General features: G+C 33.3%; 18 protein-coding genes and 1 tRNA gene. 10 read left to right on the forward strand and 9 right to left on the reverse strand.

The genetic code is table 11. From position 1 onward, the window contains the following. The first annotated feature begins 186 nt into the window (after positions 1 to 186). Positions 187 to 1341 carry a TIGR04083 family peptide-modifying radical SAM enzyme gene (locus tag HZC47_10570; protein ID MBI5681328.1) on the forward strand — a complete coding sequence of 385 codons (1155 nt, stop codon included), beginning with the start codon at positions 187 to 189 and terminating at the stop codon, positions 1339 to 1341. A gap of 92 nt (positions 1342 to 1433) precedes the next feature. On the opposite strand, the gene HZC47_10575 is transcribed toward HZC47_10570, so the two are convergent. Next, positions 1434 to 2012, reverse strand: coding sequence for a cadmium resistance transporter (locus HZC47_10575; GenBank protein ID MBI5681329.1), 579 nt, complete (start codon positions 2010 to 2012; stop codon positions 1434 to 1436). Positions 2013 to 2196: 184 nt separating this feature from the next. Between HZC47_10575 and HZC47_10580 the strand changes: the two genes are divergently transcribed. The 3 genes from HZC47_10580 (at position 2197) to HZC47_10590 (ending at position 4147) form a co-directional block, all read left to right on the forward strand. Beyond that, a complete protein-coding gene (locus HZC47_10580) occupies positions 2197 to 2367 on the forward strand; it encodes a TIGR04165 family Cys-rich peptide (GenBank protein ID MBI5681330.1) in 171 nt (56 codons plus the stop codon). 414 nt (positions 2368 to 2781) lie between these two features. Beyond that, positions 2782 to 2946 carry a 4Fe-4S binding protein gene (locus HZC47_10585; protein ID MBI5681331.1) on the forward strand — a complete coding sequence of 55 codons (165 nt, stop codon included), beginning with the start codon at positions 2782 to 2784 and terminating at the stop codon, positions 2944 to 2946. Between the two features lie 16 nt (positions 2947 to 2962). Then, positions 2963 to 4147 carry an NAD(P)/FAD-dependent oxidoreductase gene (locus tag HZC47_10590; protein MBI5681332.1) on the forward strand — a complete coding sequence of 395 codons (1185 nt, stop codon included), beginning with the start codon at positions 2963 to 2965 and terminating at the stop codon, positions 4145 to 4147. A gap of 59 nt (positions 4148 to 4206) precedes the next feature. On the opposite strand, the gene HZC47_10595 is transcribed toward HZC47_10590, so the two are convergent. Together HZC47_10595 and HZC47_10600 are read right to left on the reverse strand one after the other, a co-directional pair. Further along, positions 4207 to 5004 carry a UbiA family prenyltransferase gene (locus HZC47_10595; GenBank protein ID MBI5681333.1) on the reverse strand — a complete coding sequence of 266 codons (798 nt, stop codon included), beginning with the start codon at positions 5002 to 5004 and terminating at the stop codon, positions 4207 to 4209. An 86-nt stretch (positions 5005 to 5090) separates the two neighbouring features. Further along, on the reverse strand, positions 5091 to 5837 hold the full coding sequence (locus HZC47_10600) for a hypothetical protein (GenBank protein ID MBI5681334.1): 747 nt from the start codon (positions 5835 to 5837) through the stop codon (positions 5091 to 5093). 145 nt (positions 5838 to 5982) lie between these two features. Between HZC47_10600 and HZC47_10605 the strand changes: the two genes are divergently transcribed. The 6 genes from HZC47_10605 (at position 5983) to HZC47_10630 (ending at position 14949) form a co-directional block, all read left to right on the forward strand. Then, entirely contained in the window at positions 5983 to 7482 is a 1500-nt protein-coding gene (locus HZC47_10605) for a DUF2769 domain-containing protein (GenBank protein ID MBI5681335.1), read from the forward strand. A 333-nt stretch (positions 7483 to 7815) separates the two neighbouring features. Next, positions 7816 to 12615, forward strand: a complete 4800-nt coding sequence (locus HZC47_10610) for a DUF11 domain-containing protein (protein ID MBI5681336.1) — start codon at positions 7816 to 7818, stop codon at positions 12613 to 12615. Between the two features lie 158 nt (positions 12616 to 12773). Next, positions 12774 to 13685 carry a DUF5591 domain-containing protein gene (locus HZC47_10615; GenBank protein MBI5681337.1) on the forward strand — a complete coding sequence of 304 codons (912 nt, stop codon included), beginning with the start codon at positions 12774 to 12776 and terminating at the stop codon, positions 13683 to 13685. 185 nt (positions 13686 to 13870) lie between these two features. Then, the gene (locus HZC47_10620; protein MBI5681338.1) at positions 13871 to 14164 is read left to right on the forward strand and encodes a metal-sulfur cluster assembly factor; all 294 of its coding nucleotides are present in this window, start codon (positions 13871 to 13873) and stop codon (positions 14162 to 14164) included. Positions 14165 to 14193: 29 nt separating this feature from the next. Further along, on the forward strand, positions 14194 to 14751 hold the full coding sequence (locus HZC47_10625; GenBank protein ID MBI5681339.1) for an AAA family ATPase: 558 nt from the start codon (positions 14194 to 14196) through the stop codon (positions 14749 to 14751). Positions 14752 to 14876: 125 nt separating this feature from the next. Next, a tRNA-Ile gene (locus tag HZC47_10630) sits at positions 14877 to 14949 on the forward strand. 178 nt (positions 14950 to 15127) lie between these two features. Here HZC47_10630 and trpD read toward each other — a convergent pair. The 6 genes from trpD to HZC47_10660 are packed head-to-tail and all read right to left on the reverse strand — an operon-like array spanning position 15128 to position 20194. Then, positions 15128 to 16186 (reverse strand): anthranilate phosphoribosyltransferase, encoded by a 1059-nt coding sequence (gene trpD / locus HZC47_10635; protein ID MBI5681340.1) that lies wholly within the window; start codon positions 16184 to 16186, stop codon positions 15128 to 15130. Positions 16187 to 16200: 14 nt separating this feature from the next. After that, positions 16201 to 17010, reverse strand: coding sequence for a tryptophan synthase subunit alpha (trpA, locus tag HZC47_10640; protein ID MBI5681341.1), 810 nt, complete (start codon positions 17008 to 17010; stop codon positions 16201 to 16203). Continuing rightward, positions 17007 to 18179 carry a tryptophan synthase subunit beta gene (gene trpB, locus HZC47_10645; GenBank protein MBI5681342.1) on the reverse strand — a complete coding sequence of 391 codons (1173 nt, stop codon included), beginning with the start codon at positions 18177 to 18179 and terminating at the stop codon, positions 17007 to 17009. The genes trpA and trpB overlap by 4 nt, the downstream gene beginning before the upstream one ends. After that, positions 18176 to 18829: a phosphoribosylanthranilate isomerase gene (locus tag HZC47_10650; GenBank protein MBI5681343.1), complete on the reverse strand. Its 654-nt coding sequence runs from the start codon at positions 18827 to 18829 to the stop codon at positions 18176 to 18178. Before HZC47_10650 ends, trpB begins: the two co-directional genes overlap by 4 nt. Beyond that, a complete protein-coding gene (locus HZC47_10655; protein ID MBI5681344.1) occupies positions 18819 to 19622 on the reverse strand; it encodes an indole-3-glycerol-phosphate synthase in 804 nt (267 codons plus the stop codon). Before HZC47_10655 ends, HZC47_10650 begins: the two co-directional genes overlap by 11 nt. Next, positions 19619 to 20194, reverse strand: a complete 576-nt coding sequence (locus tag HZC47_10660; GenBank protein ID MBI5681345.1) for an aminodeoxychorismate/anthranilate synthase component II — start codon at positions 20192 to 20194, stop codon at positions 19619 to 19621. Before HZC47_10660 ends, HZC47_10655 begins: the two co-directional genes overlap by 4 nt.

Genomic DNA, 20194 nt, shown 5'->3' on the forward strand with positions numbered 1-20194 from the left:
ATAATTACAATTTAACTTTCAGTAATTATTATTAATTCATCTCTTAAGATATAAGCTTTATTAAATTAATTGGAATTAAAAAAAAAAATGTTAAAATAAATTTAGAATCAATTAGATCAATATATAAATACAAAAATTAATTTATTAGCATTAAGAAAAAATTTATAAAATTAAAAAGGTGTTTTTATGGCTTTTCATGTAATGATAATCCCTACACTGGGCTGTCCTTCAGAATGTAATTATTGCTGGAGTTCTGAGGAAGGATCTCCTGTAATGAGCATTGAAATAGTTAAAGAAATTGTAAACTGGCTTAAAGATTTCCGCGAGGAACCAGTAACTTTCACATTTCATGGAGGAGAACCTCTTTTAGCAGGATTTGATTTTTACAATGAAGCTTTGCCCCTTTTAAGCAATAAACTGAGCCATTTAAAACCAGCTTTTGCTCTTCAAACTAATCTGTGGAATATGACTGATGAGTTAGCAGAACTCTTCGCAGAATATAATATTCCTATAGGTTCCAGTTTAGATGGTCCAAAGGAACTTAATGATTTTCAAAGGGGAGAGGGATATTATGATCGGACTATAAAGGGTTATGAAATTGCAAAGTCCCATAATTTGAAAGTAAGCTTCATATCTACATTTACAAATTATTCTATTGACTTTAAAGAAGATATTTTTAATTTTTTCCTTGAAAATGGATTTAAACTTAAACTACACCCTGCATTACCATCTTTACGCACTGAAAACCCTGGTAAATGGGCTCTTGACCCTGAAAAGTATGGTGAACTTTTAATTTATCTTCTGGATAAATATCTGGAAAATATGGATGAAATTGAGATCATGAATATTGATCACCTCTGCAAGTGTGTTTTTACCCGTAGAGGTACAGTTTGCACATTTGTAGATTGTATGGGTGATACTTTTGCTGTAGGGCCGGATGGAAGTATATATCCATGTTACCGTTTTGTGGGAATGCCTGAATATGTCATGGGCAACGTTTGTGACCACCCTACAATGGAAGATCTAATGAAATCTGATCCAGCAAAGCTTTTAGAAGAATTTAAGGATCATGTGGATACTGAATGTAAGAAATGTTCTTATGTGAGATTTTGTAGGGGAGGGTGCCCGTACAATGCTTTAAAAATTAATGAAAAAACAAATAAAGCAGAAATTAATGGCGTAGACTCCCATTGTGAAGCGTATAAAATAATATTTAAAGAGATAACTGATAGGGTAAACAAAGAATTCTTATCAAGTCCTGGGATGATGCTGTTTCCTGGACAGAAACCTGAAAAAACCCAAAAACCAGGAATAATGTCTATAATGCTTAAAAATATTTAATTTTAGCTTTTAAATAAAATGGATGGTATTTAATATAAATAATATTTATTAAAATAAGTGCATCATCTGTTTTTTTAAATAAATTTAACATGCTATTTAAGTATAATAAACAGCCCAATGATTATTAAAACAAATGGGAAAATAATATGGCCATATTTTTTGATTTTATCTCTTAAAATCTCGTTATTTGTAAGACTATGGCTAATAAAACACCAAATTCCAATCATTAAAATAAATATTCCCACCACTTCCAATGTTTGATACAAATCCATACTTGCAAATAAAGGCATATAAACTCCAATATTGTCTCCTCCGTTTGAAAAAGACACTAAAGCCACTAAAAATATTGACGATGATTTAAATCCCTTATTTTGGCTCATTTCATCTACATGAATTTTTTCATTTTTTTTCAAGTTTATAATGGCTTTAATACCGATAAGTATGGGAATTATGCCCAGCAATCCTAAAAAGGATATAGGTATAATAAATTTAAAGAAATATCCCATTAAACTTATCATAATTAGAGATAGAATTCCTATATACTGACCAATAACTACATGAGCATTTTTAATATTTGGATTTGCAAAAAATAACGTTAAAATAAAAAGATCATCTATATTAGTAGCTACAAATGCCATAATGCTTGTGAAAATTAAAACTATATCTACCATGGGAATTCTCAAGATATATATTGGGTTAATTTAAGATTTAAGGTGAAATATTAATTAGCTATGTCCATATAAAGCTATTTGGAATCGAGTTAATTGTATAAATGTAATTAAATTAAACTATATACTTTTATATTAGATGTTTATATATAAAACAAAATAAAATGTTGTGGAGTGGAGATATAATATGAATATTGGCAATTTAAGCGAAGAGTGCCCTAAATGTGGTTGTATGGATAAAACAATTAAAAGAGACATAGAAAGAGAGCACAGGGCAAGGGCAACGACCGGAGCAGTGCTTTGTTCTGAGTGTGGACATGAATTTAAATCCAGGGAAGAATGCCAAGAAGAAGATTAGTTTATAATGGTTTAATATCTCTAAAATTCTGGTTTGTATTTAAATGTGTTTTGTTTTAAATCTATAGAACAAAAATTTCATGTTATTTATACAATTTAAATATATTTACACAAAGGTTGTATAATTCCATTACATCTTTTTAAAGATGTGTTAAATTTTACACTTGAAATGGACGTCTGGAGTAGTATTTAAATTCAAATTAAAGAAAGATATAATAATCCTATAAACTAATTTATTACTCATGGGTCTTTATAAATTAAAGTTTTTATACTTTCTTTTCCAATTAAATATTCATGTTTATTTTATAATTTAAGTTTCAAGAATTAGAGAATATGAAGATTAATAAATGAGTTGTAATAAAGTGAACAAAGGTTGAATCAGAGTAAATAAAATAAAAAAATAAAAAGGGATAATATGATAGTGAAGGAATGGTGTATGTATTGCGGAGAATGCGCGGGTGTATGCCCACGATGCCTAATAGAAGTAGGCGAAACAAGCATAAAATTTGATGAAAGTTCATGTAAAGATTGTAAAATATGTGTACAAGCATGTCCAGTTCGTGCTTTGGTAAAAGAATAGGGGCAAGGTGAATTTAATGTTAATTGAAACTGATGTTTTAGTAGTTGGGGCAGGTCCTGCAGGTTCATCTGCGGCCAAACATGCAGCTTTAAACGGTGCAAAAGTCTTAATGATAGAAAAGAAGTCTGAAATAGGTGCACCTAAAAGATGTGCTGAAGGAGTATCTAAGGACGGATTAATAAAGTTAGGAATAGAACCAAGCAGCAGATGGATAACCTCAGAAATTGATGGAATACGCATGGTATCGCCGGGCGGTACAGATGTCTGGCTTACTGAAGATACAGTAAAACTTCCTGAAATGGGCTATGTAGTAGAAAGAAAGGTTTTTGACAAGTTTATGGCAATGGATGCAGCAAGAGCTGGTGCAGATATAATGTTAAAGACTCTTGCTAAGGGTTTAGAAATAAAAGATGGCCATGCATTTGTGAAAGCTGAAAAGATGGGCGAGGAATTTGAAATTAAAGCAAAACTTGTTATAGGTGCCGATGGGCCAGAATCGCGAGTTGGAAGATGGGGCGGACTTAAAACTGCAATAAAACCTAAACACATGGAATCTGGCGCTCAATTTGAGATGGTGGGCGTTGAAATGCAAAATCCAAACGCATTGGAATTCTATTTTGGAAGTGTTGCTCCTGGAGGGTATGCATGGGTATTTCCAAAGGGAGATGACATTGCAAACGTAGGTTTAGCAGTTATATCTACATTAACAGAAAAAAGTGCCTATGAACATCTTGTTGAATTTGCAAAAACATGTCCAACCACCAAAAATGCTACAGCAGTGGAATTAAATATAGGTGGAGATCCAGTAGGGGGAATACTAAAAAAGATAGCTACTGACAATGTAATGGTTGTTGGAGATGCAGCAGGAATGGTAAATCCGTTAACTGGCGGAGGCATAATAAGCGGTATGCAAGGCGGGCTTATTGCTGGTGAAATTGCAGCAGCAGCTATTAAAGAAGATGATGTATCTGAAAAAAGGCTTGTTGAATACGAAAAGAGATGTGAAAAAGAACTTGGGGAATCATTTGACAAGTATATTAAGGCAAGAGATTATCTTGATTCTCTTGCTGATGATGAATTAGATTCTATTGCAAAAGCTTTAAATGAAGCCGAATTTGAAAGAATTAGCACAAATGAGCTTCTTAAAGTGCTTTTAAAGGTTTCACCTAAAGCTCTATTAAAACTTGGAAAATTATTTTAATTAGTTCGAATTATACAGTTTAAGGCATTTAAACTGTTTTTCTTTTTTAAATTCTTTTTTTAAAATAAAATAATCAATATACATAAAAGGAAAAATATATTAGCTATTTGATGGTATGCTTTATCTGCAATGTACACCATTTCTTCCTTTTTTGTAAAAAGAGAGAGATATAATGGGATCGTGGCTAAAAATGCAGGTACGATAGCAACTGCAAATTGAATGTAATTCATATCTCCAGAAAGCAGTATATAAATTAAAAGAGCACCAGCTATAACCCCTAGAATGCTTGCAGGCACAGGTTTTGATTTATACATAGTATATGTTCCCATACTTGCAATATACATGAAGATATAAACACTTAAAGGCACTATTAATACATTGCCTAGTAAAACACAGCAAGATGCTATTCTAAGAACGGTATTTGTTGCAGTACTTGTAAAAGGCGCTAATGATGTCTCTTTAAGTCTTAATGGAGGTAATGTATATGCTAATTGATTTAAAAGCATTAATCCTAAGATTATTGTAAATTCAGGGAGTAATGTGGTCAGTGAAATTATGAAAACAGATACTATTAAAATTCCACAAAAAAGAACAATCCATTTTTTATCAACATGATCCTGAATAAATGCCCTATTCCGTTTAGCATAATCTCTACGATCGATTTCAAGGTCAGTTAAATCATTCAGGCTGTATAAGGCTCCCCAAAGTATTGAAACTAGTAGAAGACCTTCTAATATTTGATAAGGGTTAGTGATAACAGTTCCTGAAAAATAAGCATATGTAAGTGCAAGTAAATAAGCATTAGCATTTTTAGATGCCCACGCTGTTCTTGTGGACTTAATAAGGGTTTTTAACATCTTTTTTTATCCTTTCATATTATTTAAATGTCACATACATGTTTTAAATCTATATCAATAGTTAATATGGTATGAAGCTTATTAATTTATTTTTCCAGAGCATCACATATAAATCTTGGTCTTTGACCATATTTATGGATATATTTTTCAATAATATCATCATCAGCATCTTTAATATGCATCTTAACGATTTTTATGGTTTCTTTCTTGGAATATGATATTTCAACAACATCAAAAAATATTTTAAGGATGTTAACAATGATTCTTGAAATTATACCAAAATCTGAGAATATATCATATTTTTGTCCTCTTATATAAATTCTCCAAGCAGTCTGAAGAAGTATATTGATGTTCTTAAATTTTTTCCTGTTTTTTAAATACTCTAAGATACAAAGCAAATAAAAATTAAAAGCCCTAAAACCTTTATAGTCAGTCCATTTACTGAAACCTACCATTTTTTTGTCTAATTTATGTAGATCATGAAAATTATCGGCAATTAGAACCACATCATATTCTGAAAGTTTTTTGTAGAGATCATCTTTGGATTTAGCTCCAGTATCTTTGATTAATTCTTTAAAAAGCAGATTAAAAACCTGTTTTGAGCTTAAATCTACTTCTTTTATATCAAATTTGACATCATAAACATTTAAATTAGAATTATTAAGCGCATGGAATATATTTGCAGATTTACCAACACCGGGAGCACCTACAACATGAATTATCATGCCCCTACGTGTTTTTAAAGTTTCAAGTATTTTACATAGTTTTTTGTAACAAGGGGTAATTAGGAAGGGAGCATGGTCATCAATAGAGTTTACTTTATATTTCTCCATGAGTCATTATATTGATTTTTGAGGTATATAAATATCAGACAATGATTTAACATAAAAAAAGCTCATTTATACATTAAAATTAAAAATTGGGAGATGAAGAAGTTATAATAAAAGATTTATATAAACCGCCGCAGAATATTAGACTATGCAAGAGTCTGCACAGATTAGAAAAAAAATTGAAGATTCAAAGGAAAACAGGAAAAAATGTGCATGTCCATATTGTCCAAGTTATCCTCATGACTGTGATGGAGAAGTTCTCTACTGTACTAAAGACAATGACTGTGAAATTAATGTAAATGGATGTATATGTAATGAATGTTCTATTTACAAGGAATATAAATTAAAAGGAATATATTATTGCAATAAACATGAAAATAGGCAAAATAAGTTTTTAATCCGTAAAAAGAAGCATGGTGAAGATGATCAAGCTTATCAAAATATGTTAAATATTAAAGATATGGCAATTTCAGGTAAAAGTACAGTGTCATCTATGGGATCACTTAAAAAACAGCCATTTTCATTTAATGACATTCATTTTATTCCAGCTCAAGTTAATAAAATTCCATTAAATGCAGATGAACATGTAAATAATGAAGTGTTAATTGGTCCTAAAGCAAAGAAACCATTTAAAGTTTCATCACCTATCATGATTTCAGGCATGAGCTTTGGAGCGGTTTGCAAAAATGTGAAATTAGTAATAGCAAAAGTAGCTCGTGAGCTTGAAATAGCATTTAATTCTGGCGAAGGAGGCATATTAAATGAAGAATTAGAAATTGCCAGAAATCAAATGATTATCCAGTATTCAACAGGAAGATTTGGGATCAATGAAAAACTACTTAAATCTGCCGCTGCAGTTGAAATACGTTTTGGTCAAGGCGCATATCCTGGTAAAGGTAGTTATTTACCTGCAGACAAAATAACATCTGAAATTGCAGAAATAAGAGGTTTAAAAGAGGGAGATGCAGCATATTCTCCAGCAAATCATTTTGACATGAAAAATCCAGAAGAAATAAAAGAAAAGGTCTTTGAACTTAGAAAAATCACAGAAGGAGCTCCAATAGGTGCAAAAATTGGATGTGGAGATATAGAAAAAGACATTGAAGTTTTGGTTAATTCAAAAGTGGATTTTATAGCTCTTGATGGATTCGGTGGAGGTACAGGTGCAACTGATCTTTATGTAAGAGAAAATGTGGGAATTCCAATTATTGCAGCACTCCCAAGGGCCTATAAATATCTCGATGAACTTGGAGTTAAAGATGAAATTTCACTTATTGCCAGTGGAAAACTATTTGATTCAGCTGACTTTGCAAAATGTTTAGCTCTTGGTGCAGATGCAGTTTATATAGGTACTGCAGCGCTTATAGCTATAAATTGTGAACAATACAGGATTTGTTACACGGGTAATTGCCCTACAGGGATTGCAACTCAAGATCCAGAATTAATGAAACAGTTAAATATTGAAGAAGGAATTTTAAAGTTATCAAATTTTATCAATATATCAACAGAAGAAATTGCTAATTTTGTAAGGATAGTAGGAAAAGAAGATGTGAATAAATTGGATAAAAATGATCTTATTTCACTTAATAAAGATTTATCAAGGATTACAGGTGTTAAATGGATTAATGGAGGAATAATTTTTTCTTAATTTATTACTTGGTGATTGTTTAATTATATTTTTAAAATTTATTTCTCATTTTTTCATAAAAAATGCATATATGTGTTAATATTATTTGATTATGTAAATATATTATTTATTAATTTTAGATTTTGTTGAAATAGGAAAATATTAATATTGGAAGATGATCATTAAAAAATATAATAATCCAGACTAAAAACACTTGTCATATGCACTCATAATTAATGATATATTCATATTTGATGGAAAATTCACTCAAAAATTTTTATTTTCTTTTATTTGGTGCACCATCATCAAAATAACATTCAAATATCATTTATTCCTGGCATAAAGGAGTAAAGAATGGAAAAGCAACTTAAAAATAATATTAAACCCTTTACATTGATAATAATTTTAAGCTCATTTTTTTTCTTTTTAGGTAGTCTTAACGTTGTTTCAGCGGATCAGAGTGCAATTTATGTCTCAACAGAGGGAAATGATAGTTGGGATGGTGAATATGCTGCTCACACTCCTGATACTCTTTTTGGTCCAAAATTAACTATAAAAAATGGTACAGGAACCGTTCTTGAAAACGGAATTGTTAACATTGCTTCAGGGACCTATAACGAGCATGATATAAACATTGATAAGAATATGACTATTAATGGATCAGGCAGTAGTTCTACTATAGTTAATGGAACATACAGCGGAAGAATATTCAACATAGCCAGTAATATTAATGTTACAATCTCTAATATGACAATCACCTGTGGTAAAGCACTTGATGGAGGTCAGGGAAGCGATGGAACTGAGAGTAATCCTGATGGTGGTTCTGGTGGTTCTGGTGGTTCAGGAGGGGCCATTTATAACGCGGGAAATCTATACATAAAAAATTGTAATATTAATTTTAATAATGCAGGTAGTGGTGGTTCTGGTGGCGATGGTTATTCTATGGGCCCAGGTTTTGGAAAATTAGGTAGTGGTGGTTCTGGTGGTTCTGGAGGCTCAGGTGGAGCAATCTATAATTCAGGAATTCTTCAAATAACTGACTCTAATTTTATAAATAACTATTCTGGTTCTGGTGGTTCTGGTGGAGATGGGGGCAGTGGTATAGTTGTCGTGGGATCATACAATGGAGGAGATGGTGGTTCTGGAGGTAGTGGTGGTTCTGGTGGGGCCATTTATAACACTGGAACTATGAATATGTCTAACTGCATTTTTGACAATAATTATAATGGAAACGGTGGGGCTGGAGGCTCAGGGGGCAAAGGTAGTGAAACTATTGAAGGATTTGATGGAGGTAATGGTGGTTCTGGTGGTTCTGGTGGTTCCGGGGGAGCTATATGCAATAGTGGAACTGTGCATATAACTGGAAGTACATTAAATAACAATTATAATGGTGCTGGAGGAAAAGGCGGCGAAGGAGGTCGTGGAGGAAACGGTGAATTTTCTGCAGGTTCTGGGGGAAACGGCGGTTCAGGTGGAGCTGGAGGCTCAGGAGGAGCCATATATAATTCAAACTACCTAGATGTACAATCCTCTTCTTTAAACAATAATCATAACGGTAATGCAGGTTCAGGTGGAAATGGAGGACATGGTGGAGGTAGTCTTGATGCAAAACATGGGGGTAATGGTGGTTCTGGAGGCCAGGGTGGTTCAGGAGGAGCTATTTATAACACTGGAACTTTGAATATAACTGGAAGTACATTAAATGATAATTATAATGGTGCTGGTGGTTCTGGTGGTAGTGGTGGTTCTGGTGGCGATGGTGCTGATGCAGGTACTGGAGGCGATGCAGCTAATGGCGGTTCTGGCGGTTCTGGTGGGGCCATTTATAACACTGGAACTATGAATATAACTGGAAGTACATTAACTGGTAATTTTAATGGTAATGGCGGAGTTGGAGGTAATGGTGGTTCTGGTGGCGATGGTGCTGATGCAAGGGCTGGTGGTTCTGGTGGTTCTGGTGGTTCTGGTGGTTCAGGAGGGGCCATTTATAATACAGGCACATTAACCATAAATACATCTAATATTAATAACAATCATAATGGTAATGGAGGAGATGGTGGTTCTGGTGGTTCTGGTGGTTCTGGAACGGATGCAGGTACTGGTGGAAATGGTAATAGTGGCGGTTCTGGCGGTTCTGGCGGAGCCATCTATAACATTGGAACTTTGGATATAACTGGAAGTACATTAAATGATAATTTTAATGGTTCTGGTGGTGCTGGTGGCAATGGTGCTGACGGAGGTCATGGTGCAAACCCACGACACGGCGGTAACGCCGGTTCTGGTGGTGCTGGAGGCTCTGGAGGAGCTATATTTAATTCAGGTTCCATTTTAACAGTACGATCTTCTAATATTAACCGGAACCGTAATGGTAATGGTGGAAATGGAGGTATTGGTGGTGATGGAGGCAGCACCAGTACCATATTTAAATATGGCGGTGACGGAGGAGCGGGCGGTAACGGTGGCTCTAGCGGACATGGTGGTGCCCTTTATAATTCTGTAAATGATTTTTCCAGTACGCTCTATGTTTTAAACTCAAATCTTACCGATAATCATGCAGCTAATAGTGGAAATGGTGGACGCGGTGGTTATGGGGCGTCTGGTGGATGGTTAGGAGGTTCCGGACACGACGGTCCTGCTGGAAGAAAAGGTTTCAGTGGTTCTGGCGGCGCTATTTGGAATTTGAAGGGTACAGTATATATAATAGGTAATAATATACTTAATAATAAGGTTGGTTCTGGTGGCAGCGGTGGAGCTATTTCTTCTGAATCTGCTTTTAATTATATAAATTTTAATAGGATAATGGGAAATGATCCAATTCAAGTTGAAGTATTTGGATGGGGAGATATAAAATATAACTGGTGGGGTTCAAATGCACGTCCCAGTGGAGCTGTTATAGGAGGACTGAGTTTTGATCCTTGGATAATCCTTACTATTACTCCAGCAAATACAGTTCCATATGAACATATTTTAAATGGTCAATTTGCAGGAATTACTGTTGATTTATTACATGATTCAAATGGTGTTTATCATGATCCTGCAGAAGGTCATGTTCCAGACCTGCCTATAAGTTTTACAAATCCAAGTTGGGGAAGTTATCAAGGTATAGTGCCAACTATTTTGACTAATGGAATCGCACAGATCACTTATCATGCAAATGGCGCTTTACCATTACCTGATTCAGTGCAGATTGCAGCGACTGTAGATGGAAATAACATATTAACTCATCTTGTTATTGAAGAAGATGATAGTGTGAGCATTTCTGTTACAACAAACGGAGGAGGGCATTATCTCGATTTAAACGTTGGCGATACAGGTATATTCACTGTAACTTTGCATAATGATTATGATACTACTGTTTCTAATGTACAACTTAAATTAACTGTACCTGCAGGATTCACTGTTAATCCTCCTTCTGGAACTAATTATGATCCTACAAGTGGTATTTGGACAATACCTAATTTAAATCCAGAAGAAACAATATCAATCACAATTACTAAATTATTTAACTCCGCTGATGCATCAAATAGCTTTATTTGTTCAGCAGAAATTTATTCTGGTCACCAGACAAATCCACCTATACCAGCAACAATTCATGTTAAATATGCTCCAGTTGAGCTTATAAAATCCGATAGTGCTAATGGAAGAGTAAATGTTGGCGAAGTATTCTACTATGTTATCACTATTCATAATCCGGGCCCAGATTCAGCAACAAACGTGACTTTAACTGATGTGCTGCCAGAAGGTCTTGAATTTGTGAAAGCTTCAGGGGGAGGAATATATGACTCTGTAACCAGAACAGTGAGATGGACTGGATACAATATACCTGTAGGTGATTATTTATTTTATATTTACGTTAAAGCATTAAATCAAATAGCAGGAGAAGATATAACCAATAATGCATCTGAAACTCAAGCTGAATACCCATATCAAGCTCCAGTGCATGTAATATCAAATAATGATGTTGTGCATGTAAAAGAAGCCATTGTAACTGTTACTAACACAGCTAATGGTGGATTACAAAATATCCAGTTAAATGTAGGTTATATGGGAACTTTCACTGTAACTGTAACTAATAATGTTGGGGACGATGCTACAGGAGTTATTGTTTATGTTGATGCTCCAGATGGATTTACAGATTGGTATCAATCATCTGGAATTTACGATGGCCATGTATGGGATATTGGAACTCTTAAGGTTGGTGAAATTGTAACTCTTGTTGTAAGCGGTATTATGACACCTGAAATGGCGGGAACAACAATTACAAATAATGCTAATGAGATTCAGAATGAATTTCCATTCCAGGCTGTTGCATTACCTGCAACAATTTATGTTAAAAAAACAAACATTTTATTTACAAATACGGTTGATAAAAGCCGTCCTGATGTCGGTGATTTAGTAACATTTACTATTAAAGTTAAAAATGTCGATGGGCCTGATCAAGCTACTAATGTGGTTGTAAACGATTTATTAACAGGTTTTAATCTTGGAACAATTAGTAAAGGAACATATGATAATGGAATATGGACCATAGGCACATTAGATATTGGAGAGGAAGCGATACTGACTCTTGTTGGTATGATAACACCAGACATGGCAGGTACAACCATTACTAACACTGCAGTGGAGACTCAATCTGAATATCCTCAATATAACATTACAAATACCAGCATATACGTGCCTAAATCAGATTTATATATTAAAGCTTCTTTAAGCAAAAAACCAATTGTAGGGACTATAATAACTATAAAATTCAAATTAGGTAATAATGGGCCAGATCCGGCAGAAAATGTAAAAATAATATTTACAATACCAAAAGAACTTAAATATGTCAGTTTAAATGTAGATCAGGGTTCAGTGGCTTATGATCCAACAACAAGGATAATAACATGGACTTTAGATAACGTACCAGTAGGGGACCCTTATTTATACCTTACAGTGAAAATAATGGAATCAGGAACATATATAATCGATCCTTTAGTCTTTTCAGCAACCTATAATGTCAATACGCAAAGTAATCCTGGATATATTAAATTCAAAGCGTATAAATCTTCAAGTAAAACAGTTAAAATGCAGAAAACTGGAATACCAATAAACTGGGTTTTATTGGCAGTGTTAATGGTTATAAGTGGGTTGTTAATGCCAAAAAGAAGGTAAGTTTTCAGCTAAAATCTTATTTTTTATTTTTATTAATTTAACTTGAATGAGGTATATGCTTAATTTTAATAATAATTTTAAATAAAGATAATTATGATTAAATAGTATTGACATTGGAAATAAAATTAATTTTAAACCTTATTTTAGAGGAAAACATTATGAAAGTTTTATGTATAACTGAAGAATCTCTCTTCCGGCCTGAAGCTGTAAGATGGAGAAAAAGAATGGGTCTTTTAGAACCAATAGGGGATACAGTGGTTATTTTACCCTGCAGCATGAGAAAACCTTATTCATCATCAAGATCCCACATGATCTTCCAGAAAGCCACAAAAGGCATTCAGGAAGTTATTTTAACTTCTCCCTTTGGAATCTGCCCTCGTGAAATGGAAAAAACATATCCAATACAATCCTATGACACTTCAACCACAGGAGAATGGTCACATGAAGAAATTAAAGTCGTTGGTGAATGCCTTAAAGATTATGTTGGCGAAAAAGAAGTAATTGCACATGTAGAAGGAGGTTACAAGCAGGTGTGTGAAAAATATCTTGAGGAAGCTGTTTATACATGTAAGGATGGTAAAACCACATCACGAGAATCATTTTTAAACCTTAAAGAGGAAGTGAAAAAACATCCAAGGATTAAAGGAAGAGTTAAAACATTAAACATGCTTAGATCGATTGCAAGATATCAATTTAACAGTAAAGAAGCTGATGCTTTGATACCAGACGATGTTAAAGTTCTGGGGAGATTTGATAGAAGAATAATGGTAAATGGAAAGCAAATTGCTACGTTACATTTTAAAAATGGTCTTTATTCATTGAATTTAGAAGGAGGAAATATATTAAAAAATATCCATAAAAAATGGATTAATATCAACTTTGAACTTAAAACAAACTCTCTTCTGTCTCCAGGGGTGGCTGAAGCTGATCATGATATAATTCCCGGTGATGAAGTCGTAATTTTAAAAGATGAAGAAGTTATAGGGGTGGGAAAGGCTATTTTAAGTGGAAAAGAGATGGAAATGGCTAGTAAAGGAGTTGCAGTTAAAGTAAGGCACAGAAAAAAATAGGCCATTACAAAAATATAAATAACTTTAAGTAATATAAATAAAGACATTAAAACACCCTATTTTTAAATAATATAAAATTAAAAAGCAGATTTATTTGGAAGTATGGGGTAAAATAAACTAAAATAAGTTTAACTAATTAAAAAAATAGGTAAATCTATTAAATTTACTAATTATGAGGAGATATTATGTCAGAAGAAATAATAGGAAAAATTAAAGAAGCATTATCAACAGTAGCTGACCCTCACATGGGTATCAGTATAGTTGAAATGGGAATTGTCCAGAACATTGATATAGATGAAAATGACACTACTGTTGCAAAAATTACTATTAGACCAACAAATCCTGGCTGTATGAGTGCTGCAAACATTGCTATGAACGCAAAAATGGCAGCAGAAAAAGTAGATGGAATTGATAAGGTCGAAATAGTTGTTGAAGGCCATATGATGGCTGATGCAATTTCTGAAATGGTTAATAAATAACTTTTTTTAATTTTTTAACGGGGCAGTAGATGGAATTACCTTATAACGTTGTAATCGTTACAGGCGTTCCGGGAGTTGGTAAAACAACAATCTGCAGACGAATATCTGGAACTTTAGGCTATGAATATGTAAATTATGGGGATCTGATGCTTTCTATTGCAAAAAGCAGAGATCTTGCTTCTACAGATATTGAAATGTTCTCTTTGGACATGGAAACTCAACATGAAATCTGGAAAAGCACAGCATTAAAAATAAAGGAAAAGAAAAACGTTCTTGTAGATTTGCATGGTGTAGATCAATCATTAATTGGATATATCATTTCACTGCCAGTTGAAATTATAAAACCAGATATAATCTTTGTAATAGAGTCTTTGGAAGATAAAATACTTAAACAGAGAAATAAAGACACAAAAATAAGAATTGTTGATAATATAAAAAGCTTAAAAGAACATATGGGTATTTTAAGGAATACAATGGCAATATGCTCTGTTTTATTTGCTTGTAATCTAGTAATAATGAAAAATGATGATTTAGAGGAATGTTTAAATAAAATGGAAAACATTCTAAATAATAGCAACACTGCTTAAAACAAAACAGGTTTCATTAGCAAAGTTTATATATGATGAAACCTAAACCTTGAAACTACCTTTTTACAGGTTTTGAAATCTTTAAAAAAGCCAATTAAATATTTGGATTTTAATTAATTGATGGGGGGCCCGTGGCTCAGGTGGTAGAGCGCACGGCTGATAACCGTGAGGCCCTGGGTTCGAATCCCAGCGGGCCCATTAATTATTAATTTTAATTATTTTAATTTTCAGTAAATATTAAATTATTTAAAAAAATGAAATGTAGTTGCAAAAAATTTATAACTGAAAATGTTATATATTAATAGTTGGAGCAATGTGGTAATTAATTACCTCATTTTATTCTATTTTTTTTATTACAGATTTATATGGTATTTATTTAGATTATATTCATGTCAGCGCTGCATTTTGCAAATTCACGGAGTTTTTTAACGGCTTCTCCAGATTTAACTGATTTAAATCCAAGTTTAACACCATCTTTGAAGTTGTCGACAATTCCTGCTACAAAAAGAATTGCACTGACATTTACAAGGCATAAATCAAGTCTGGCGCGGTCTGTTTCAGTTTCATCTCTGCATTTTAAAACATCAAGAGTAATCTTCTTATTTTCATCAAGATTATCAGATGCTTTTATAAGTTTTTTATCTGTTTTTACAATGCCAAAATCTTCAGGATAAACATATTTTATTTCAATTTTATTATTATCAAGTATTGCAATCTTAGTTTTACCGATAGTGGATATTTCGTCCATTGCAGGGTTTCCTTCCCCATCAAATCCATGGACTACCATTGCTCTTTTAACACCTAAATTTTTAAGAACATTGGCCATTATTTCAACATATTCAGGGTCAAAAACTCCAAGTAATTGAATATCTGCATTTGCAGGAGAGGTAAGCGGACCTAAAATATTAAAAACAGTTCTAATACCAAGTTCTTGCCTTACAGGCATCACATGCTTCATTGCTGGGTGAAAATTAGGTGCAAACATGAATCCAATATTCGTTTCTTCCATGCATTTTTCTACTTGGCGAGCATCTGTATCTATGTTAACACCAATAGCTTCCAGTATATCAGCACCGCCGCATTTACTTGTAATACTCCTATTTCCATGTTTTGCAATCACCACTCCACAAGAAGCTGCAATTATGGCAGAAATCGTGCTTATATTGAATGTTTTAAGCTTATCTCCTCCAGTTCCACATGTGTCAACTAAAGGCTTAGTTATATTTGGTGAAACAGGTACGCAGACTTTGCGCATAGCTTTTACAAATCCAGTGATTTCTTCAATTGTTTCTCCTTTCATGGAAAGTGAGGTTAAAAAAGAAGCTATTTGAATATCACTGGCATTACCACTAACTATTTGCATCATACATTCATAAGATTCTATTTCACTTAGATCTTCATAAGCTACTACATTTTTTATGCATTTATTTATCATAAAATCACGTAATTTTAAATTTTGGTTGATTCATTAAGTTCCCTGCAGAATTCACCAATTTTTTTAATTATTAAATCTTCATCGTTAAGATTTTCAGTGATTATGTTTAATATGGCACTTGCAACAATTGCACCATCACCACCAGCACCTATAACTTCTTTTACTTGTTCGGGCTTAGAAATACCAAAACCCACACTAATTGGAAGGTTAGTATGGCTTTTTATCCTCTTTATTAGTTCAACAGTGCTTGTTTTAAGTTCAGATCGTGCTCCAGTGATTCCCATCACTGCAACAACATAAAGAAAACCAGAACACATATTATTTATCTTCTGTAACCTTTCGTTGCTTGTAGTTTGGGCCGCCATGAAAATCTGTTGAATATCATGCTTTAGGGCAGCTTTAACAGCATCTTCTGCTTCTTCTGGAGGTAAATCTGCTGCAAGAATTGCATTTACTCCATTTTCATTTGCCATTTTATAAAATTCATCAATACCCATTTTATATATTAAATTATAATAAGTGAGAACTCCTATGGGGATATTGGTAAATTCTCTAACACGTTTTATAAATTCAAAACCACGGGTTGTGGTCATCCCGGCTTCAAGTGCCCTAATATCTGCTAATTGGACTGTAGGTCCATCTGCAACAGGGTCACTGAATGGAAAACCAATTTCCAGTGCATCAGCACCATTATCTACAAAGGTTTTAACTATTTTGAGGGATGTTTCAAAATCAGGGTCACCTGCAACAATAAAAGGGATGAATGCGCCTTCTTTTTTAGCTTTAACTCTCTGGAACATGTCTTCATAACTTTCTATATTCATAATTTCACCCCCATAAGGTCTGCAAGTATGTTAACATCTTTGTCTCCCCTGCCTGAAAGATTTACAACAATAGTTTTTCCTTTATTCTCATTTGCATATTTTTCTGCCATTGCAACAGCATGAGAACTTTCAAGGGCTGGAAGAATGCCTTCATATTCTGAAAGAAGCTTAAATCCCCTAATAGCTTCATCATTTGTGATAGGATAATAATTAGCTCGTCCAGTAGTCTTTAAGAGAGAATGTTCAGGCCCTACACCGGGATAATCCAAACCTGCAGATATGGAATGGGCTTCAGCAATCTGACCATGATCATCCTGGAGAACAAAGGATAAAGAACCATGAAGAACTCCTTCAGTACCTGCTGAAAGGGTTGCACCATGTTTACCACTTAAACCTTCGCCACCGCCTTCAGCACCAATTAACTCAACTTCTCTGTCATCTATAAACTCTGAAAATATTCCAATTGAATTACTTCCACCACCAACACATGCAATTACAGCATCTGGAAGTTCACCTTCTTTTTCAAGGATATCTGATTTTGTTTCTTTCCCAATTACGGTCTGGAAGTGTTTTACCATCATAGGATAAGGATGGGGTCCCATAGAAGACCCGATTAAATAATGGGTATTTTCTACATTTGTAATCCAATCCCTTAGAGCATCATTAATAGCGTCTTTTAAGGTTCTTGAGCCTGTTTTAACAGGTATAACTTTAGCACCAGATAATTCCATCCTAAAAACGTTTAATTTTTGTCTTTCTACGTCTTCAATTCCCATATATACTTCTGTAGGCATCTGGAACAATGAACCAATCACTGCAGTTGCAATTCCATGTTGTCCTGCACCAGTTTCAGCAATTAATCTTTCTTTTCCCATATATTTTGCAAGAAGTCCTTGTCCAAGGGTATTATTTATTTTATGTGCTCCTGTGTGAAGTAAATCCTCTCTTTTAAAGTATATTTTACATCCAAGTTTTTGGGAGAGATTTTTAGCATAATAGAGAGGTGTAGGTCTCCCTGCAAATTCCCTTAAATAATATTCAAGTTCTTCATTGAATTTTTTATCATCTTTGTACTTTAAAAATGATTTTTCAAGTTCTTCAAGGGCAGGAATAAGGAGTTCTGGTACAAATACTCCTCCGTATTTACCGAATTTACCATCTAACATCATGAGATCACCTTACAATTTTTCATAAATTCTTCTATTTTAAGCGTGTTTTTTACTCCAGGACCATCTTCAATTCCTGAATTCACATCAACATAATCAAAAATTTCTTTAATTACTTTTCCTTCCTTTTTAATTCTATCTGTATTCATTCCACCAGCGATAATAAGTTTAATATTTGGATTGCTATTTTTAGCAATTTTTCCTGCCTTCAGGGCAATTTTAAGTGGAATTTGTTTTCCAGTTCCTCCGCTTTTTCCTGAAACTTCAAAATCAAACAATAAATACGGGCAAACTTTTGCTAATTCCTTTATTTCTTCTTTTTTTAAAGAATCAATTTTTTCAGAGATTCCAATAGCCTTAATAATGTTAATTCCATGTATTTTACTTATTTCATCTGCAGATAAGGAGTGTAATTGAACATTGCAGATACCACATTCTTCTGATTTTTCCATGGCTTCTGCAGCGGTTTTTGGTTCAATTACAAGCACTAATTTATTTAAATCATTTATTGAGTCTTTTAATTCCCTTATTTTTTCAATATCAATATACCTTTTGGATCTTTTTATGTTTATAAATCCAATAAAAGCAGGATTAACTTTTTTACAAGTTTGAAGGTCTTTTAGACTCGTAATTCCACAAATTTTAACTTTCATTTTTATCTACCTTCATATTTTTTCCTGCTTTTACTATTTCTTCTACTTTTTTCAGCATATTCGATGATTCCATAATGATTGATCCTACTAAAATAGCATCGACACCGAAACTTGCCAGAAGTTTAACATCTGTGGCATTGTTAACTCCACTTTCAGATACAAGCACTGTATTTTCATCTACGTACTTTGCAAGTTTTCCTGTTCTTTTAAGGTCAATACTAAAATCTTTGAAGCTTCGATTGTTTATTCCGATTATATCTGCACCAGCTTTTTTAGCCATTTCTATTTCTTCTCGGTTCTTACATTCCACTAATGCATCCATTTCAAGATAATGGCATAAATCGATTCCAAATCTGAGATCATTATACAAATCTGCCATTAAAAGCACTGCATTTGCCCCACATGAACGGGCTTCATAAATCTGGTACTCATCAATTATAAAATCCTTTCTAAGAAGTGGTAAATCAGTTATTTTAGATGCAATGCGCAAATTTTTAATACTGCTTTTAAAGAATGACTCTTCAGTTAATACGGAAACTGCACTTGCTCCTCCTTTATCTAATAATGGAACAACATCTTCAACCAGGAGATTGGAGATATTACCTTTAGAAGGAGACGCAGGTTTATATTCACAAATTACAGAGAGGTCATTTTTATTTAAGAGTGCTTTTTTAAAGTCTGCCTTTATTTTTGTCCGCTTGATATTTTCTTTTAATTCAGCTAAAGGCCTGTATTTCATATCTCTTTTTAGAATATTCTTCCGTTCTGCAATTATTTGTGATAATGTTATCATGTTTTGATCTCCAGGAAGTTTTTAATTATTTTAACACCTTCAACAGTGCCTATTGACTCTGGATGAAATTGAAGACCAAAAATAGGACTTTTAACATGTTTTATTCCCATTATAATGCCATCATCTGTTTTTGCTGTGATTTCAATGCATTCTGGAATGCTTTTTTCATCACAGACAAGTGAATGATATCTTGTTGCAATGAGTGAGGTTTCTACTCCTTTAAATATACCATTGTCTGAGTGTTTAATTTGGCTTAATTTACCATGTATAGGATTTGATCTGGTAATTTTACCTCCAAAAGCTGCAAAAATCCCTTGATGTCCCAGACAAACTCCCAAAATAGGAATTTTTCCTTTAAATTCATTTATCACATCCATGCAAATTCCAAAATCTCTTTTTTCCAATGGATTTCCAGGACCAGGAGAAATTATTATTTTATCTGGCTGAATCTGTTTTATTTCTTCAATAGTTATTTCATCATTTCTTTTAACTAGAATGTCCTTTTCAAGTTCTCCCACTAACTGGTACAGGTTATATGTGAAAGAATCATAGTTATCAATTATAAGTATCAT

It is taken from the genome of Methanobacterium sp., assembly GCA_016222945.1.
GTDB lineage: Archaea > Methanobacteriota > Methanobacteria > Methanobacteriales > Methanobacteriaceae > Methanobacterium_D.

Excerpts from the sequence above, each read along its gene's own strand:
- HZC47_10570 (MBI5681328.1), top strand. The coding sequence starts at position 187 with ATGGCTTTTCATGTAATGATAATCCCTACACTGGGCTGTCCTTCAGAA.
- HZC47_10575 (MBI5681329.1), bottom strand. The coding sequence starts at position 2,012 with ATGGTAGATATAGTTTTAATTTTCACAAGCATTATGGCATTTGTAGCT.
- HZC47_10580 (MBI5681330.1), top strand. The coding sequence starts at position 2,197 with ATGAATATTGGCAATTTAAGCGAAGAGTGCCCTAAATGTGGTTGTATG.
- HZC47_10585 (MBI5681331.1), top strand. The coding sequence starts at position 2,782 with ATGATAGTGAAGGAATGGTGTATGTATTGCGGAGAATGCGCGGGTGTA.
- HZC47_10590 (MBI5681332.1), top strand. The coding sequence starts at position 2,963 with ATGTTAATTGAAACTGATGTTTTAGTAGTTGGGGCAGGTCCTGCAGGT.
- HZC47_10595 (MBI5681333.1), bottom strand. The coding sequence starts at position 5,004 with ATGTTAAAAACCCTTATTAAGTCCACAAGAACAGCGTGGGCATCTAAA.
- HZC47_10600 (MBI5681334.1), bottom strand. The coding sequence starts at position 5,837 with ATGGAGAAATATAAAGTAAACTCTATTGATGACCATGCTCCCTTCCTA.
- HZC47_10605 (MBI5681335.1), top strand. The coding sequence starts at position 5,983 with ATGCAAGAGTCTGCACAGATTAGAAAAAAAATTGAAGATTCAAAGGAA.
- HZC47_10610 (MBI5681336.1), top strand. The coding sequence starts at position 7,816 with ATGGAAAAGCAACTTAAAAATAATATTAAACCCTTTACATTGATAATA.
- HZC47_10615 (MBI5681337.1), top strand. The coding sequence starts at position 12,774 with ATGAAAGTTTTATGTATAACTGAAGAATCTCTCTTCCGGCCTGAAGCT.
- HZC47_10620 (MBI5681338.1), top strand. The coding sequence starts at position 13,871 with ATGTCAGAAGAAATAATAGGAAAAATTAAAGAAGCATTATCAACAGTA.
- HZC47_10625 (MBI5681339.1), top strand. The coding sequence starts at position 14,194 with ATGGAATTACCTTATAACGTTGTAATCGTTACAGGCGTTCCGGGAGTT.
- trpD (MBI5681340.1), bottom strand. The coding sequence starts at position 16,186 with ATGATAAATAAATGCATAAAAAATGTAGTAGCTTATGAAGATCTAAGT.
- trpA (MBI5681341.1), bottom strand. The coding sequence starts at position 17,010 with ATGAATATAGAAAGTTATGAAGACATGTTCCAGAGAGTTAAAGCTAAA.
- trpB (MBI5681342.1), bottom strand. The coding sequence starts at position 18,179 with ATGATGTTAGATGGTAAATTCGGTAAATACGGAGGAGTATTTGTACCA.
- HZC47_10650 (MBI5681343.1), bottom strand. The coding sequence starts at position 18,829 with ATGAAAGTTAAAATTTGTGGAATTACGAGTCTAAAAGACCTTCAAACT.
- HZC47_10655 (MBI5681344.1), bottom strand. The coding sequence starts at position 19,622 with ATGATAACATTATCACAAATAATTGCAGAACGGAAGAATATTCTAAAA.
- HZC47_10660 (MBI5681345.1), bottom strand. The coding sequence starts at position 20,194 with ATGATACTTATAATTGATAACTATGATTCTTTCACATATAACCTGTAC.